The 16,424-nt window shown below is 72.8% G+C and carries 15 protein-coding genes; 5 read left to right on the top strand and 10 right to left on the bottom strand.

From position 1 onward, the window contains the following. Positions 1–34: 34 nt before the first annotated feature. Positions 35–523: a YbaK/EbsC family protein gene (locus tag ACIGXO_RS18645; protein WP_399787561.1), complete on the top strand. Its 489-nt coding sequence runs from the start codon at positions 35–37 to the stop codon at positions 521–523. Further along, complete coding sequence (locus tag ACIGXO_RS18650) at positions 520–1,371, top strand: EamA family transporter (RefSeq protein WP_399787563.1); 852 nt, start codon at positions 520–522, stop codon at positions 1,369–1,371. The genes ACIGXO_RS18645 and ACIGXO_RS18650 overlap by 4 nt, the downstream gene beginning before the upstream one ends. Before the next feature lie 25 nt (positions 1,372–1,396). Here ACIGXO_RS18650 and ACIGXO_RS18655 read toward each other — a convergent pair whose 3' ends face one another. From ACIGXO_RS18655 to ACIGXO_RS18670, 4 genes are all read right to left on the bottom strand, one after another. Continuing rightward, positions 1,397–2,605, bottom strand: coding sequence for a serine hydrolase domain-containing protein (locus ACIGXO_RS18655; protein ID WP_399787566.1), 1,209 nt, complete (start codon positions 2,603–2,605; stop codon positions 1,397–1,399). 102 nt (positions 2,606–2,707) lie between these two features. Then, a complete protein-coding gene (locus tag ACIGXO_RS18660; protein WP_399787569.1) occupies positions 2,708–3,466 on the bottom strand; it encodes an energy-coupling factor ABC transporter ATP-binding protein in 759 nt (252 codons plus the stop codon). Next, positions 3,463–4,224 (bottom strand): cobalt ECF transporter T component CbiQ, encoded by a 762-nt coding sequence (gene cbiQ / locus ACIGXO_RS18665; RefSeq protein ID WP_399787572.1) that lies wholly within the window; start codon positions 4,222–4,224, stop codon positions 3,463–3,465. The genes ACIGXO_RS18660 and cbiQ overlap by 4 nt, the downstream gene beginning before the upstream one ends. 1 nt (position 4,225) lies before the next feature. Further along, complete coding sequence (locus ACIGXO_RS18670) at positions 4,226–5,380, bottom strand: energy-coupling factor ABC transporter permease (RefSeq protein WP_399787575.1); 1,155 nt, start codon at positions 5,378–5,380, stop codon at positions 4,226–4,228. 436 nt (positions 5,381–5,816) lie between these two features. Between ACIGXO_RS18670 and ACIGXO_RS18675 the strand changes: the two genes are divergently transcribed. Then, a complete protein-coding gene (locus tag ACIGXO_RS18675) occupies positions 5,817–9,092 on the top strand; it encodes a S41 family peptidase (RefSeq protein WP_399788481.1) in 3,276 nt (1,091 codons plus the stop codon). A gap of 56 nt (positions 9,093–9,148) precedes the next feature. On the opposite strand, the gene ACIGXO_RS18680 is transcribed toward ACIGXO_RS18675, so the two are convergent. From ACIGXO_RS18680 to ACIGXO_RS18695, 4 genes are all read right to left on the bottom strand, one after another. Then, positions 9,149–9,295: a hypothetical protein gene (locus tag ACIGXO_RS18680; RefSeq protein ID WP_399787578.1), complete on the bottom strand. Its 147-nt coding sequence runs from the start codon at positions 9,293–9,295 to the stop codon at positions 9,149–9,151. 88 nt (positions 9,296–9,383) lie between these two features. After that, a complete protein-coding gene (locus ACIGXO_RS18685; RefSeq protein WP_399787581.1) occupies positions 9,384–10,265 on the bottom strand; it encodes an SDR family oxidoreductase in 882 nt (293 codons plus the stop codon). Next, on the bottom strand, positions 10,262–11,254 hold the full coding sequence (locus ACIGXO_RS18690) for an alpha/beta fold hydrolase (RefSeq protein WP_399787584.1): 993 nt from the start codon (positions 11,252–11,254) through the stop codon (positions 10,262–10,264). Before ACIGXO_RS18690 ends, ACIGXO_RS18685 begins: the two co-directional genes overlap by 4 nt. After that, positions 11,251–12,786 carry a flavin-containing monooxygenase gene (locus ACIGXO_RS18695; RefSeq protein WP_399787587.1) on the bottom strand — a complete coding sequence of 512 codons (1,536 nt, stop codon included), beginning with the start codon at positions 12,784–12,786 and terminating at the stop codon, positions 11,251–11,253. The genes ACIGXO_RS18690 and ACIGXO_RS18695 overlap by 4 nt, the downstream gene beginning before the upstream one ends. 212 nt (positions 12,787–12,998) lie before the next feature. On the opposite strand from ACIGXO_RS18695, the gene ACIGXO_RS18700 reads away from it, so the two are divergent. Beyond that, positions 12,999–13,841, top strand: a complete 843-nt coding sequence (locus tag ACIGXO_RS18700) for a MerR family transcriptional regulator (protein ID WP_399788484.1) — start codon at positions 12,999–13,001, stop codon at positions 13,839–13,841. Positions 13,842–13,893: 52 nt separating this feature from the next. On the opposite strand, the gene ACIGXO_RS18705 is transcribed toward ACIGXO_RS18700, so the two are convergent. Together ACIGXO_RS18705 and ACIGXO_RS18710 are read right to left on the bottom strand one after the other, a co-directional pair. After that, the gene (locus ACIGXO_RS18705; protein WP_399787589.1) at positions 13,894–14,835 is read right to left on the bottom strand and encodes a hypothetical protein; all 942 of its coding nucleotides are present in this window, start codon (positions 14,833–14,835) and stop codon (positions 13,894–13,896) included. Positions 14,836–15,047: 212 nt separating this feature from the next. Next, positions 15,048–15,845 (bottom strand): exodeoxyribonuclease III, encoded by a 798-nt coding sequence (locus ACIGXO_RS18710; RefSeq protein WP_399787591.1) that lies wholly within the window; start codon positions 15,843–15,845, stop codon positions 15,048–15,050. A 68-nt stretch (positions 15,846–15,913) separates the two neighbouring features. Here ACIGXO_RS18710 and ACIGXO_RS18715 point away from each other — a divergent pair, with 68 nt between their 5' ends. Further along, entirely contained in the window at positions 15,914–16,390 is a 477-nt protein-coding gene (locus tag ACIGXO_RS18715) for a GNAT family N-acetyltransferase (protein WP_399787594.1), read from the top strand. Positions 16,391–16,424: the final 34 nt, after the last annotated feature.

The raw sequence follows: 16,424 nt of genomic DNA on the forward strand, positions 1-16,424 counted from the left end.
CATGGCCCGTACAGCTTTCGCTAGCGTGCGGGCCATGAGTACTTCAGCCGACGCTCATCCCCTGTTCGCCGCGGCGCTGCGCGAGCTGGGCCTCGAAGTCCCGGTACGCCGCTTCCCGGACGCCACCCGCACGGCGGCGCAGGCCGCCGCCGCTGTCGGCTGCGAGCCGGCGGAGATCGTCAAGTCCCTGGTCTTCGAGGCGGACGGCGTGCCGGTGCTCGTCCTCGTGGACGGCGCGTCCCGCGTCGATCTCGACAAGGTACGGGCCGAGCTGGGCGCGCAGCACGTCGGCCGGGCCGACGCCGACCTCGTCCGCGAGACGACCGGCTACGCGATCGGCGGCGTACCGCCCTTCGGGCACCGCACCCGCACCACCGTCCTCGCCGACCAGGGCCTGCTGGCCCACGGCACGGTCTGGGCCGCCGCCGGCACCCCGCACACCGTCTTCCCGCTCGACCCCAAGGCGATCGTCGAGTACGCGGGCGGCCGCGTCGTGGACGTGCGCGAGCACACCCCGTCGTGACCCCGCTCGTCGTCGCCGCGGTACTGGCCGCGGCCATCACCCACGCCGCCTGGAACGCGATCGCCCACGGCATCAAGGACCAGCTGCTCGCCTTCACCCTCGTCGGCTCCGGCGGCACCGTCTGCGGTGCGGTGCTCGCCGCGCTCGCGCCGCTCCCCGCCGCCGGCGCCTGGCCGCTCCTCATCGCCTCCGCGCTGCTGCACGTCGTCTACCAGGCGCTGCTCATGCGGTCCTTCCGGCTCGGCGACTTCGGACAGATGTACCCGATCGCGCGCGGCACCGCGCCGCTCGTGGTCACCGTCCTCGCCGCGGTCTTCGTCAACGAACTGCCCGACGCCTGGGCGCTGACCGGCGTCGCGCTGGCCTCCGCCGGCCTGCTCGGCGTCGCGCTGTGGGGCATCCGCGGCTCCGGTACCCGGCCGCACTGGCCCGCGATCATCGCCGCGGTCGCCACGGGCCTGGCGATCGCCTCGTACACGACGGTCGACGGCGTGGGCGTCCGCGCCTCCGGCACGCCGCTGGGCTACATCGGCTGGCTGATGCTCCTGGAGGGCCTGGCGATCCCCGTGTACGCGCTGGCCACGCGGCGCCGCGCGCTCTTCGCCGAGCTGCGCCCGTTCGCCGTCCGCGGGCTGCTCGGCGGCGTGCTGTCGGTCTTCGCGTACGGGCTGGTGCTGTGGGCCCAGACCCGCGCGCCGCTCGCGCCGATCGCGGCGCTCCGCGAGTCCTCGATCATCGTCGGCGCCGCGATCGGCGCGGTCTTCCTGAAGGAACGCTTCGGGGCACCGCGGATCGCGGCGGCGGGGCTGATGGTCGTCGGCATCGGGCTGATGCTGCACACCAGCTAGCGCGCGGCGCCGGTACCGCGGTCCCTCAGACCGTCGTCCGCAGCGCGCGGACCAGCGCCTGAGCCCGGGGGTCCGCCGTGACGTTCTTCTGCATGCCGTTGGTGATGTAGCCGAAGGAGAGGCCCGATTCGGGGTCGGCGAAGGCGAGGGCGCCGCCGCGGCCCGGGTGGCCGAACGAGCCGGGGGCGAGCAGCGGGGCCGCGGGGCCGTGCAGCATGTAGCCCAGGCCGAAGCGCGAGGAGGCGATGAGCGTACGGTCCGGGCCCGCGGACTCCTCGGTACGGGCCAGCGTCAGGGTCGCGGGCGCGAAGAGGCGGGGGTGGCCGTCGACGGGGCCGATGAGCGCCGCGTACAGGCGGGCCAGGGAACGCGCCGTGGCGATGCCGTTGGAGCCGGGGAGCTGGGCGGCGCGGAACTCGGGGGCGTTCTCGTCGGCGTGCGGGGAGATCGCCCCGAAGGCCCGGCGGGTGAGGGAGGCGGGGTCCTCGTACGCCTCGGCCACGGCGCGCTTGGGCCGTACGCGCAGGCCCGCGCCCTCAGGGGCGGGCGGCGGGGAGACCTCGGCGAGGCGGCCGACCCGGCCGCGTGCGGCCTCCGCTTCGGGAAGGCCGATCCACAGGTCCAGGCCGAGCGGCCCGGATATCTCCTCGGCGACGAACGCGCCGATCGTGCGGCCGGTGACCCGCAGGACCAGCTCCGAGAGGAGCCAGCTGTAGGTCTGGGCGTGGTAGCCGTGGTCCGTGCCGGGCTCCCACGCCGGGGCCTGCGCGGCCACCGCGGCCGGGCCGCTGACGCCGTCGACGGCCTCGGCGGGGGTGAGCGGGGTGTCCAGTACCGGTACTCCCGCGCGGTGCGAGAGCAGGTGGCGGACGAGCGTGCGCTCCTTGCCCGCGGCCTTGTACTCGGGCCAGTACGTGCCGACCGGCGCGTCCAGGTCGAGCTGGCCGCGCTGGTGGAGGAGGAGCGGGACGACGGCGGCGACGCCCTTGGTCGCGGAGCGGACGAGCTGCGCGGTGCCCTCTTCCCAGGGGGCTCCGGTACCGGCGGCGGCCGCGTCGCCGTCGCGGTCACCGGCCCACAGATCGACGACCTTGCGCCCGTCCCGATAGGCGGCGACCGCCGCCCCCCGCTCGCCGCGCCGCGCGAAGTTCGCCGCGAAGGCATCGCGGACCGGCTCATAGCCGGCCTCGACCGTGCCGTGGACGTCCACCACTGGTTCCCGCTTCCCACTCATCCGTCGCGTTTGTGACCCATCCATGGTGCAACGCGCCGATCAGTGCTGATGACCAGGAACCCGCTGCCCGTGGGGAGGGTCACAGGAACCGCCGCGGGCATGTCACACCGGCGCGGTCACCGAGCGGGGATCGAAGCCGAAAGGCAGTTCGAGGCGGTGGGCGGCCATCAGGTCCGCGTCGCAGAGCAGGTCCTGGGTGCGGCCGTCGGCGGCGATGACCCCGCCGGAGAGGACGACGGAGCGGGGGCAGAGCTCCAGCGCGTACGGCAGGTCGTGGGTGACCATCAGGACCGTGACGTCCAGGGACCGCAGTACGTCGGCGAGTTCGCGGCGGGAGGCCGGGTCGAGGTTGGAGGAGGGCTCGTCCAGGACGAGGATCTCGGGGCGCATGGCGAGCACGGTGGCCACCGCGACCCGGCGCCGCTGCCCGAAGGAGAGGTGGTGCGGGGGACGGTCGGCGAAGCCGGCCATGCCGACCCGGTCGAGCGCCTCGATGACCCGTTCCTCCAGCTCCGCGCCGCGCAGGCCCGCGGCGGCGGGGCCGAACGCGACGTCCTCGCGCACGGTCGGCATGAAGAGCTGGTCGTCGGGGTCCTGGAAGACGATGCCGACGCGGCGGCGGATCTCCGCGAGGTTGCGCTTGGCGACGGAGAGGCCGGCGACTGCGACGGTGCCGGCGCCCGCTTCGAGGATGCCGTTGAGGTGGAGTACGAGGGTGGTCTTGCCGGCGCCGTTCGGGCCGAGCAGGGCCACCCGCTCGCCGCGCGCGACGGTCAGGTCGACGCCGAACAGGGCCTGGTGGCCGTCGGGGTAGGCGTAGGCGAGGCCGGCGACCTCGAGGGAGGGGGCTGTGGTGTTCATAGGGTCCATCCGAGGAGGCAGACGGCGAGGGCGGCGAGGGGGAGCAGCGCGGCGGAGGTCCACTGGGCGCGGCCGGCGGTCACCTCGTCGGTGACCGGCATCGTGCCGGTGTAACCGCGGCTGACCATCGCGAGGTGGACGCGTTCACCTCGCTCGTAGGAGCGGATGAAGAGCGCGCCGGCGGACTTGGCGAGGACGCCCCAGTGGCGGACGCCGCGCGCTTCGAAGCCGCGCGAGACGCGGGCGATGCGCATGCGCCGCATCTCGTCGGTGATCACGTCGCCGTAGCGGATCATGAAGGACGCGATCTGGACGAGCATCGGGGGCATCTTCAGGCGCTGCAGGCCGAGGAGGAGCGCGCGGAGTTCGGTGGTGGAGGCGAGGAGGACCGACGCCGCGACGCCGAGGGTGCCCTTGGCGAGGATGTTCCAGGCGCCCCACAGGCCGGACTCGCTGAGCGACATGCCGAGCGCGTGCACCCGCGGGCCCTCGGCGACGAACGGCATGAGCAGCGCGAACGCGACGAACGGCACCTCGATGAGGAGCCGCTTCAGGACGAACCCGGCGGGGACGCGGGCGGCCGCGGTCACGGCCGCGAGCAGCACGGCGTACAGGCCGAAGGCCCAGACCGCCTCGCGGGGCGTGGAGACGACGATCAGCACGAAGCCGAAGACGGCCGCGATCTTGCAGTGCGCGGGGAGCGCGTGCACGGGCGAGTGCCCGTGCCGGTAGAGCTTGTGTGCGTGTCCGGCACCCATGTCAGACCTGCTGCGGGGTGCGGTCGTCGGTGGCGGCGGTCTCCCCGGCGTCGCGGCGGCGGCGTACGACCACGAAGACGCCGGTGCCGACGGCCAGGGTCGCGCCGACGCCGATCACGCCGGCCAGGCCGCCGGAGAGCCGGGCGTCGGTGATGTCCTTGACGTTGTAGTCGGCGAGCGGGGAGTCCTTGGCGGCGTGGTCCTTCGCCTTCTTGTCGATGCCCTGGTCCTGGGCGACCTTCTCCAGGCCGTCGGGACTGGCGGAGGCGTAGTAGCTGACGCCACCGGCGCAGACCAGGGCTGCGGCGACGCCGGCGAGCCAGACGCGCTTGGTGGAGCGGTGGCCGGGGGCCGGCGCGGGGGTCTTGGGCTCGGCCTCGGCGGTGGGGGCCGCCTCGGCCGCGGCCACCGGGGCGGCGACGGGCTCGGGGCGGGGCGCGCCCGGTGCCGCGGGCGCGGCGACGGGCGCGACCTTCAGTTCGAGCGGCTTGCTGAGGCCGCGGGCGCCGTACACGAGGTCGGGCCGTACGGCGATCACCGCGCCGACCGTGAGGGCGGTGATGACGGCCTCGCCGATGCCGATGAGGACGTGCACGCCGACCATGGCGGTCAGCACCTTGCCGGTGGAGACGTCGGCGGTGCCGCCGAGGGCGTAGAGCAGGGTGAAGACGAGGGCGGCGGCGGGCACGGAGACCAGCGCGGAGACGAAGCTCGCGACCGTGATCGAGCGGCGCTTGCGCGGCAGCACCTTCACCAGCCCGCGGAAGAGCAGATAGGCGACGACCGTCGTGGTCACCGCCATGTCCGTGATGTTGACGCCGAGCGCGGTGAGGCCGCCGTCGGCGAAGAGGACGCCCTGCATGAGGAGGACGACGGAGACGCAGAGGACGCCGGTGTACGGGCCGACGAGGATCGCCGCGAGCGCCCCGCCGAGGAGGTGGCCGCTGGTGCCGGCGGCGACCGGGAAGTTCAGCATCTGCACGGCGAAGATGAACGCGGCGACGAGGCCGGCGAGCGGCGCGGTGCGCTCCCCGCCGAGGCCGTCGCCGCCCAGCTCGCGGCGGGCGCCGCGCAGGCTGACCGCGACGGCGGCCGCGGCGACCGCACCGGTCGCCACCGAGACCGGTGCATTGATGAATCCGTCGGGGACATGCATGGCTGGGCTCTCCGCTCGTGGTCGTAACCCACTCATGGTGGTCGTACTGCAAATCATGTGCAAGAGCGCCTGCACCGCGGAACTGCCCGTTCGGGGAGGTCACCACCCCTGCGTCCGCCGAGGACACCTCCGGCCGACACCTACAAACAGCGACAATCCCCCTCTTTTCACCGGGACTGCGGCGGCCGTGGAACGTTCCGTGCCGTACCGGAAGGGGCGCGGTATGACATCGGCCACCACCCCGTACGGCACCCGGCGCACGCCCGGAGGGAAGCGTGGGGCACGGCTCCACGCTCCGTCACCCCTTGGGGTGACTTATGGGAGTCGAGTTGCCGCGGCCTGCCCAGGCCGAAACGATGTACGGGTGAGCGACGCACAGGAGGCTGTCGAGCCGCCCTCGGAGACGCAGTCCGCCCCCGCAAGAGCCCGCGGCCGCCTGCGGCCGGTCAAGCCGGACGGAGGCAGTACCGGCGGGTCCTATCTGCGCTTTCCCCATATCCACGGGGACACGGTGTGCTTCGCCGCCGAGGACGACCTGTGGGTGGCACCGGTCGTCCCGGAGGACGCCGAGCCGCCCCGCGCCTGGCGGCTGACCGTGGACCGCACCCGCGTGAGCCATCCGCGCTTCTCCCCGGACGGCAGCGAGATCGCGTTCATGACGTGGCGCAGCCTGGACCCGGAGATCCATCTGGTCCCGGCCGAGGGCGGCCCGGCCCGCCGGCTGACCTACTGGGGCAGCACGGACGCCCGGGTGTGCGGCTGGACCCCGGACGGCGAGATCCTGGCGGTCTCCTCGCACGGCCAGCCGTTCTCGTACTACTCCTGGGCGTACAAGGTGCCGACGGACGGGAGCCCCGGCGGGCGGCTGCCGTGGGGCCCGGTGTCGAACATCGCGGTCGCCGACATCGACGGCGAGCACAAGACGCTGCTGCTCAGCGGCACTCCGCCGCATGAGCCCGCGGCCTGGAAGCGGTACCGCGGCGGCGCGACGGGACGGCTGTGGCTGCACGGCACACAGCTGGTGCCGGAGATCAACGGCCATCTGGACACCCCGATGTTCGTCGACGGCCGCATCGCCTTCCTCTCCGACCACGAGGGCGTCGGCAACGTCTATTCGTGCCTCCCCGACGGCACGGACCTGCGCCGCCACACCGACCACGCGGACTTCTACGCCCGGCATGCGGCGAGCGACGGCGAGCGCATCGTGTACCAGTGCGCGGGCGAGCTGTGGCTGGTGGACGACCTGAGCCCGGCGGGCAGACCGCGCAAGCTGCCGGTCCGGCTCGGCGGGCCGCGCACGGGCCGCCGGACGCATCAGGTGCCCGCCGCCGCCAACGTCACCTCCCTCGCGGTGGACTCCACGGGCCGGGCCAGCGCGGTCGGGGTGCGCGGCAGCCTGTACTGGCTCACGCACCGCGACGGCCCGGCGCGCACGATCCACGACATCCCGGGCGTGCGGGTCCGGCTGCCGGAGATGCTGGGCGACACGGGCCGGATCGCCTACGTCACCGACGTGGTGGGCGAGGACGCCATCGAGATCTCGGACCTGCCGAAGGCGTCCGGACCCGGGGAGCCGCGCCGGCTCGCCGCCGGGCAGCTCGGCCGGGTGCACGAGCTGGTGTCGGCGCCGGACGGCGAGCGACTGGCGGTGGCCGCGAACGACGGGCGGCTGCTCCTGGTGGACGCCTCCGAGGAGGGCGACGGCGAGGTCACCGAGCTGGTGCGCTCGGACAACGGCCCGGTGCGCGACCTGGCGTTCTCCCCCGATTCCAAGTGGCTGACCTGGTCCCATCCGGGCATCGGCCGGTCGCTGCGGAAGATCAAGATCGCCAAGCTGGGCGACGGCCTGGTCGTGGACGTCACCAACGGGCGCTTCGAGGACGAGCAGCCGGTCTTCACCCGCGACGGCCGCTATCTGGCGTTCCTGTCCTGGCGCGGCTTCGACCCGGTCTACGACGTGCACACCGGCGACCTGTCCTTCCCGCTGGGCTGCCGCCCGTATCTGGTCCCGCTCAACTCGGCCACGCCCTCGCCGTTCGCGCTGTCCCCCGAGGGCCGGCCGGCGGCGGGCGGGCTGGACCCCGTGGACACGGCGGCCGAGGGCATGGTGCTGGTGGAGGTGGAGGGGCTGGCCAGCCGGGTCACACCCTTCCCGGTCGCGGCCTCGAAGTACTCCGCGCTCTCGCCGGTGGCCGGCGGCGGCCTGGTGTGGCTGCGCTGGCCGATCTCCGGGGCGCTGGGCGAGACCTTCGCCAACCCCGACAACACCTCGGGCCAGCCGACGCTGGAGCACTTCGACCTGGTCAAGGCCAAGCGCACGGAGCTGACCAGCTCGATCGACTCGTACGCGCTCAGCGGCGACGGCACCCGTCTCGTGATCAACGACGAGGGCGACCTCCGGTCCGTGCCCGCGCTGGAGACCCCGGACGCCGACTCCACGGTCTTCCTGGACCTGCGGCGCATCCTGCATGACGTGGACCCCGCGGCCGAGTGGCGGCAGGCGTTCGACGAGGCGGGCCGGATCGTGCGCTCCTACTTCTGGGACCCGGGCATGTGCGGCATCGACTGGGGCGCCGTGCTGGACCAGTACCGCCCGCTGGTCGACCGGGTCGCCTCCCCCGACGAGTTCGCCGACCTGCTCCGCGAGGTGATGGGCGAGCTGGGCACCTCGCACGCGTACGTCACCGGAGCGCGGCGCAATGAAGGCCCGCCGCACTACCAGCGCGCGATCGGCCTGCTGGGCGCCAACTTCGTCTGCCGCAACGACCGCTGGGTCCTCAAGCGCATCCTGCCCGGCGACTCCTCCGACTCCAAGGCCCGCTCCCCGCTGGCCGGTACGGGCATCCGCGAGGGTGCGGTGCTCACGCACATCGACGGCCGCGCGGTCGACCCGGTGACGGGCCCGTTCCCGCTGCTGGCGGCGGCGGGCGGCACGACGGTGGAGCTGACCTTCGAGTCCCCCGACGGCGACGGCCGCTCGCGCCGCGTGGCCATCGTGCCGCTGATCGACGAGCGGCCGCTGCGGTACCAGGACTGGGTGGCCAAGCGCCGCGAGGTGGTGCGCGAGCTGAGCGGCGGCAAGTGCGGCTATCTGCACATCCCCGACATGGGCGGCTCCGGCTGGGCGCAGTTCAACCGCGACCTGCGGATGGAGGTCTCGCACCCGGCGCTGATCGTCGACGTACGGGGCAACGCCGGCGGCAACATCTCCGAGCTGGTCATCGAGAAGCTGACCCGCACGATCGTGGGCTGGGACCTGACCCGGGACGCGCAGCCGGTGACGTATGTGTCGAACGCGCCGCGCGGTCCGGTCGTCGCGGTCGCGGACGAGATGACGTCCTCCGACGGCGACATGATCATCGCAGCCTTCAAACTGCAGGGCATCGGGCCGGTGGTGGGCCTGCGCACCTGGGGCGGGGTGGTCGGCATGACCGGCCGGCACCGCCTCGGCGACGGCACGTCGATCACCGTCCCGATGAACGCCGCGTGGTTCGACGCGTACGGCTGGGACGTGGAGAACCACGGCGTGGAGGCCGACATCCAGGCGCTGCGCTCGCCGCTCCAGTGGGCGGAGGGCCGCAATCCGCAGCTGGGCGTCGCGGTCCGTACGGCGCTGGAGCTGCTGGAGCGGCACCCGGCGACGGACCCGCCGGGGCTCGCCAACGTCCCCGACAACAGCCGGCCGGCGCTGCCGCCGCGGAGCAACGGCTGACGGCACGTGTGAGGGGCGCACCCGCTCGGGTGCGCCCCTCACACGTCCGGCCCGGCTCAGACCTCCAGACTCTCCTCCGAGGTCTTCTGCGGGCGGGACGCCGCCTCCTGGCCGCGCTCCGGTACATCCTCGTTGCCGGACGCACGCCGCGCCCGCTCGTCGAGCTCCTGCTGCTTGGCACGGAACTGGTCTATGAGGCCCATGGGTGTACTCCCGTTGTGATGACGACGGAATGCACACCAGCCTCGCATGGAGCAATTAACTACGCATTTCGGACGGCATACCGGCTGGTTACCGCTGCGACCGCGCGCTCTCGTCCGCCGCGCCGCCGGCCCCCACCAGGCCGACCTTCATGCCGTCCAGCCGGCTGCCGAAGCGCTTCATCTCGCGCTGCCCCACCGACCCGATGACCGCGGGCAGATAGCCGCGGATGGACTGCATCCCGCGCAGCCACCACTGGCCGTACACGTGCGCGGAGCGGCGCTCGATGCCGGCCACGATCCGGTCGACGGCGGGGCTCAGCGGATACGTCTTGTTCGACGGCCAGGGCAGCCGCTGGCGCAGCTCGCGCATCACGTCGTCCTGGTCGGCACCGCGCACCATGTCGGTGTCCGTCCAGCTCAGATAGCCCACGCCGACCTTCACGCCCTTGTAGCCGACCTCGGCGCGCAGGCTGTGCGCGAACGCCTCGACGCCCGACTTCGACGCGCAGTACGCGGTCATCATCGGCGCCGGGGTGATCGCGGCGAGCGAGGCGATCTGCAGGAAGTACCCGCGGGACTCCATCAGTACGGGCAGGAAGGCGCGTCCGGTGACCGCGCCGCCGATGAGGTTGACCTCGATGACGCGCTTCCAGGCGACGGGGTCGGAGTCGACGAACGGGCCGCCGGTGGCGACGCCCGCGTTGGCGACCACCACGTCGACCTTGCCGAAGTGCTCCTTGACCTCCTGCGCGACCCGGGCGAGCGCCTCGTGGTCGGTGACGTCGGCGTACCAGCTGTGCGCCTCGCCGTGCAGGGAGGCGGCTACCTTCTTCAGCTCGTCCGGCTCCAGGCCGACCAGCGCGAGCGTGGCGCCGCGCGCCGACAGCTTGCGGGCCAGCAGTTCGCCGACGCCGCGGGCCGCACCGGTGACGACGACGACCTGGCCCTCCAGGGTCCTGCGTCCGCTCATGCCGTCTTCTCCTTCGCTTCCCCGGCGCGCCGCGCCTTCTTCTTCTGCTGCGGGGCGAGCGCGGCCGGCTCGGGCGCGGCCGCGGTCAGGTGGTCGCGGACCAGCTCGCGGATCTTTCCCGCGACCGTGTCCGGCGCCTCGATGGGCGTCATGTGGCCCAGGCCCGGCAGCTCCGTCAGGCCCAGGCAGTTCGGCAGTACGGAGGCCAGCCGGCGGGCGAGCACGACCGGGGTGAGCCGGTCGGCGGTGCCCTGCAATATCGCGGTGGGCACGTCCAGCCGGGCCACCTCGCCGGTCAGCTCCAGGCTCGCGAGGACCTTGCCCCACTGGGCACGTACCCCGACCGGGCAGGAATGCACGATGCGGGCGCACGCCTCGATCTGTTCGGGCGTCGCGTGCGGACCCATCGTGGCGTACTTCAGGACGCGCTTGCCGGGCGGTGTGACGGGGCCCAGCGGGGCGCGCGAGCCGAGGACGGCGCGGTGCGCGAAGCGGCGCGCGCCGGGCGAGCGCAGCGGTATCACCCGGGACTCGGCGGCGAGGTCGGCGGCGCCGGTGCTGCACAGCAGTACCGCGGCGGCGCGCTCACGCATCCCTGGCCTGCGGGCCGCGGCCATCGCGGTCATGCCGCCCATGGAGTGCCCGGCCAGCACGGCTCTCTCGCCGGGCTCCAGCGCGGTGGCCAGTACGGCTTCGAGGTCGTCGGCCAGCGCTTCGGTGCTGTAGCCGCCGGGGCCGGCCGCGGGGCTGCGGCCGTGGCCGCGCTGGTCGTAGACGACGACCTTGTGGTCGGTGGCCAGCTCCCGTACGACCGGGGCCCAGAAGGCGGTCGAGCAGGTCCAGCCGTGCGCGAGGACGACGGCGGGCGCGTCCTCGGGGCCGTGGATCTCGGCGTACAGCCGGGAGCCGTCGGCGGAGGTGACGGTCAGCTCGCGGCGGGCGGCGGGCGGGGCGTAGCGCCCGCTGGTGACGTGCGGCGGGCGGCTCATGCGGCGGCCTCCACGGTCTTGTCCGCCTTGTCGGCGTGCTCGGTGGCCTTGCCCGGCTGTGGCCGCAGCACCTCGTACTCGGCGAGGTCGACCTGGCGGGTGACCTTGCGGAACTCGGCGGTGGTGCCGGGCCAGACGGTGGTGTTGCGGCCGTTGGCGTCGAGGTACCAGCTGTCGCAGCCGCCGGTCTTCCAGACGGTGCGCTCCATCCGCTTCTGGATGGCGGCGGACCAGGCGTGCACCGAGGAGGGGCGGGCGTCCAGGGCTATCCGGTCGCCGAGCACGTCGAGCTGGCGCAGGTAGTCGATCATGTAGTTCAGCTGGGCCTCGATGATGAGGATCATCGAGCTGTTCCCGAGGCCGGTGTTGGGCCCGATGATGGTGAGGAAGTTGGGGAAGCCGGCCGCGCTGCTGCCGCGCAGCGCCTCCATGCCGTCCTTCCACTCCTCGGCCAGCGTCGTGCCGTGGGCGCCGGTCACCCGCTCCGCGATGGGCATGTCGGTGACGTGGAAGCCGGTACCGAAGATGATCGCGTCGACCTCGGTCTCGGTGCCGTCCGTGGCGACCAGGGTGTTGCCGCGCACCTCCTTCAGACCGGAGGCGACGACGTCCACATTGGGCTGGGCGAGCGCCGGGTAGTAGCTGTTGGACAACAGGATGCGCTTGCAGCCGATGGTGTAGTCGGGGGTGAGCTTGGCGCGCAGCGCGGGGTCCTTGACCGCCCGGTGCATATGCGCCTTGGCCAGCGCCTGGACCAGGCCCAGCTCCTTGGGCCGCTTGGTGAACGCGGAGACCTGGAGCTCGCGGATGCCCCACAGCAGCTGACGGCGGAGCGCCCGGGTGGCGGGCACCTTGGTGTGCAGCCAGTGCTCGGCGCGGGAGATCTTGCGGTCCGCGCGCGGCATGACCCACGGGGGCGTCCGCTGGAAGACGGTGAGCCTGTCCACGGTCGGCTGGATCGCGGGCACGATCTGGATCGCCGAGGCGCCCGTGCCGATCATCGCGACGCGCTTGCCGCGCAGGTCGTAGTCGTGGTCCCAGCGGGCCGAGTGGAAGACCTTGCCCTGGAAGCCGTCGAGCCCCGGCACGTCGGGGATCTGCGGGTCGGAGAGCGGCCCGGTCGCCGAGACGAGCATGTCGGCGGTGAGCGCCCCCTGCGCCGTCTCGATCTCCCAGTACAGCTCGTCGGTGTTCCAGCGCGCGCTGCGCACCTCCGCGTTGAAGCGGATGTGCGGGCGCAGCCCGAAGGTGTCGGTGACCTTCTCCAGGTACGCCCGGATGTGCGGCTGCCCGGAGAAGTTCCGCGGCCACTCGGGGTTGGGCGCGAAGGAGAAGGAGTACAGGTGCGAGGGGACGTCGCAGGCGCATCCCGGGTAGCTGTTGTCGCGCCAGGTGCCGCCCACGGAGTCGGCCCGCTCCAGGACGACGAAGTCCGTGATTCCCTGGCGGCGCAGCCGGACGGCGGCCCCCAGGCCGCCGAATCCCGATCCGATCACCGCCACCCGTACGTGTTCGTGCTCGCGCTCGGCCATGCCGCGCCTCCTGTCCGTCCCTGACTCCGAACTGCGCCAGCAATCACTGGCACGATCGGAGCGTAGGCCAGCTACGTACTGAGCGGTAGGGGTTGCGCACGAGGAAGTTACCGGCGGTTGCACCTCGCAGGCCGACCGGGCCCGCGGCATAGGCTGAAGCCGTGGAAGCGAAGACAGGCACCGAGGACGGCCCGAAGGAACGCGAGTTCCGCATGACCGAGCTGGCCAAGGAGGCCGGCATCACGGTGCGTACGCTGCGCTTCTACCGCGAGCGCAAGCTCATCCCGCCACCCCGCCGCGAGGGCCGCATCGCCTGGTACAACGAGCACCATCTGGCCCGGCTCCGGACGATCGCCGGCCTGCTGGAGCGCGGCCACAACCTCGGCGGCATCGCGCAGCTGCTCACCGCCTTCGAGAGCGGCCGCGACGTCGGCGAGCTGCTCGGCCTGGACAGCACCTCCCCCGTGGCCCCCTTCTCGGAGGAGACCCCGGTCCGCCTCACCCCCGAGGAACTGGCCGACCACTTCAAGAACGACGTCACGGTCGACAACCTCGCCGCCTCCCTCGACATCGGCTATCTCGCCGTCGACGGCGACGAGTTCGTGCACATCAGCCGCCGGCTGCTGGACGCCTCGACCGACCTGGTCGCCGAGGGCGTGCCGCTGGCCGCCGTACTGGAGGCCGGGCGCCAGGTGCGCGCGCACGCCGACGCGCTGGCCGAGCTGTTCATCACGGTCATCCGCACCCACGTCCTGCAGGACGTACTGGCGCGCGCGGAGGCCGGCGGGACGCTCGGCCCGGACGAGCTGGCCAAGGTCGCGGGGACCATCGACAAGCTCCGCCCGCTCTCCAAGAGCATCGTCGACGCCGAACTCTCGATGGCCATGGACCGCCGCATCGGTACGGAACTGTCCGCCTGGGCGGACGCGGCACCGGTGACGGACTCCGAGGCCCCGGCAGAGGACTCCGAGGCTCCGGCGGAAGGCCGGGAGGCGGCGGAGGGCCGGGAGGCGGCGGAGGGCCAGGGCCCGGCGGGCGGCCCGGAAACGGGCTGAGCCCGCCCCCGGCCTGCGCGCGCCGGGAACGGGCTCATCGCACTACTGCCGATTACGTACCGGCGGGCTTCGCCACCTGCGGCTGCGCGTCCGCGGGCTTCGGCGCCTCGGGCTTGGCCGCCGCGGGCTGCGACGCCTCGTGGTGACCGGGCTGCTGCTGGGCAGCGTCATGGTGACCGGGCTGCTGCTGGGCCGCGTCGTGGTGACCGGGCTGCTGCTTGGCGGGCTCCGGCTTCGCGCCCTCGTGGTGACCGGCCTGGTGGTGACCGGGCTCGGGCTTCATCGGGTCCGGCTTGGCCGGGTCCGGCTTGGCCGGGTCCGGCTTGGCCGGGTCCGGCTTGGCCGGGTCCGGCTTGGCCGCGTCATGGTGACCCGGCTCCGGCTTCGCCGGCCCCGCCTTCCCGTTCTGCGGCTGCTGCACCGGGTCCTGCTGCTGTGCCGCCGCCTGCCGGACCTCCGTCAGCTTCCAGATCTGCCGCGGGTCGTTGTCGGCGCACGGCTTCAGGGAGACGCGGTCGCCCTTCTTCCGGTCGAGGACCTCGGTGACGCAGTCGTGCCGGACCTCACCGCGCAGCTGTCCCCGACTGGGGTCCGTGCCGGGTCTGCGGATCTGGTAACCCGCGCCGTGCTTCGTGAACGTCCAGTCCGTCATCTGCTTCACCGAGCAGGACGGGAACATCAGCTTCCGTCCGGGGTTGATGCCGAGGCAGCCCTTCTTCGCCTCGCTCCGCAGCTGGAACCGCTCGGCGTGCGGCTTGAGCCCGAACACGTCGGTCGCGCCCTGGCTGCCGCAGGTGATGAGCGACAGGTCCAGCATTCCCTTGGCCGCACGGGGGGCCAGGCAGCGGCCGTCGGCGGCGCTGGCGATGCGGAAGTCCCCCTTCCCCGGAGCGGCGGGCCGGCCGCCGGGGTCACCCATGGCGGTTCCCGCCTGGGCGAGCAGCAGCGCCGCTCCGGCCACCGCGCCGGACACAGCCTTGATCCTGTACCGCATGTTGCGTTTCCTCTCCTGGCTTGCCGCACGACCGAAAACGACGCACGGCGACAATGTCGACAAAACGCAACAAAGCATGAAACCAGGAGATATGCCGACTAACACGCATGAACGAGTGAAAGAAACGTCGCGCTGGAGTCCCCGACTCGGACACGCGAGTGAACGGCGCCGAGGACTCCCGGGACTCGCCCCCGAGGAGTCCCCGAGCCGGCTCAGAGGTCGTAGACCGCCGTCACCGGAGCATGGTCCGACCACCGCTGGTCGTACGACTCGGCGCGTTCCACGTATGCCTTCACGGCGCGGTCCGCGAGCCCCGGGGTGGCGATCTGGTAGTCGATGCGCCAGCCCGCGTCGTTGTCGAATGCCTTGCCGCGGTAGGACCACCAGGAGTACGGGCCCGCGACGTCCGGGTGGAGGGTGCGGACGACGTCCCGGTAGCCCGCCTCGTCCAGGACGCGGGTGAGCCAGGCGCGCTCCTCGGGGAGGAAGCCGGCCTTCTTCTGGTTGGCCTTCCAGTTCTTCAGGTCCGCTTCCTGGTGGGCGATGTTCCAGTCACCGCAGACCACGACCTCGCGGCCGTCCGCCGCCGCCTTGCCCTTCAGCTCCACCAGGTACGGCAGGAACTCCGCCATGAAGCGTTCCTTCTCGTCCTGCCGGTCCGTGCCGACCTCGCCGGAGGGCAGGTAGAGGCTGGCGACCGTGACGCCCGGGAGGTCGGCCTCGACGTACCGGCCGCTGGTGTCGAACTCCGCCGACCCGAAGCCCACCCGCACCGCGTCCGGCTCCCGGCGCGTGAGCAGCGCCACGCCGGCCCGCCCCTTGGCCGCGGCCGGCGCGTACGTGGCGAACCAGCCCTCGGGCGCCCGCACCCCCGCCGGCAGCTGGTCGAGCTCGGCACGCACTTCCTGCAGGCAGATCACGTCCGCGGCGGTCTCCGCCAGCCACGGCACGAAGCCCTTCTTCGAGGCGGCCCGCAGGCCGTTGACGTTTACTGAAGTCACGGTGAGCATCCGGGCACGATAGCCGACCCAGGAGTCGCGCTCGCCCCTGCCCATCGGACGCACGTACGATTCCCGGAATGGAGATTCGTCCGGTTCGTTATGACCACCCCGACGCCGTCGAGCTCGACGGGCTCGTCCAGCAGGAGTACGTGCTGCGCTACGGCGACCCCGATGTGACGCCGCTCGATCCGGAGATGTTCGTACCGCCGAACGGCGTCTACCTCCTGGCGTACGAGGACGGGCGGCCGCTGGCCACCGGCGGCTGGCGCGCGCAGGAAGCGGGCGACGACGGGTACGAGGACGGCGACGCCGAGATCAAGCGGATGTTCGTGACGGCCGAGGCGCGCGGGCGCGGGCTGGCGCGGCGCATCCTCGCCGCGCTGGAGGACGACGCGCGCGCCGCCGGGCGGACGCGGATGGTGCTGGAGACGGGCATCAAGCAGCCGGAGGCGCTGGAGCTGTACGCGTCCAGCGGCTACCTCCCGGTGCGGAAGTTCGGGCACTACCGGTGCTACGAGGACAGCCGGCACCTCGGGAAGTCCCTGCTGAGCTGAGCTCGGCGGCGGCCCGCTCTCCGCAGGACCTTGA

The organism is Streptomyces sp. NPDC053542 (genome assembly GCF_044544685.1).
Classification (GTDB): Bacteria; Actinomycetota; Actinomycetes; order Streptomycetales; family Streptomycetaceae; genus Streptomyces.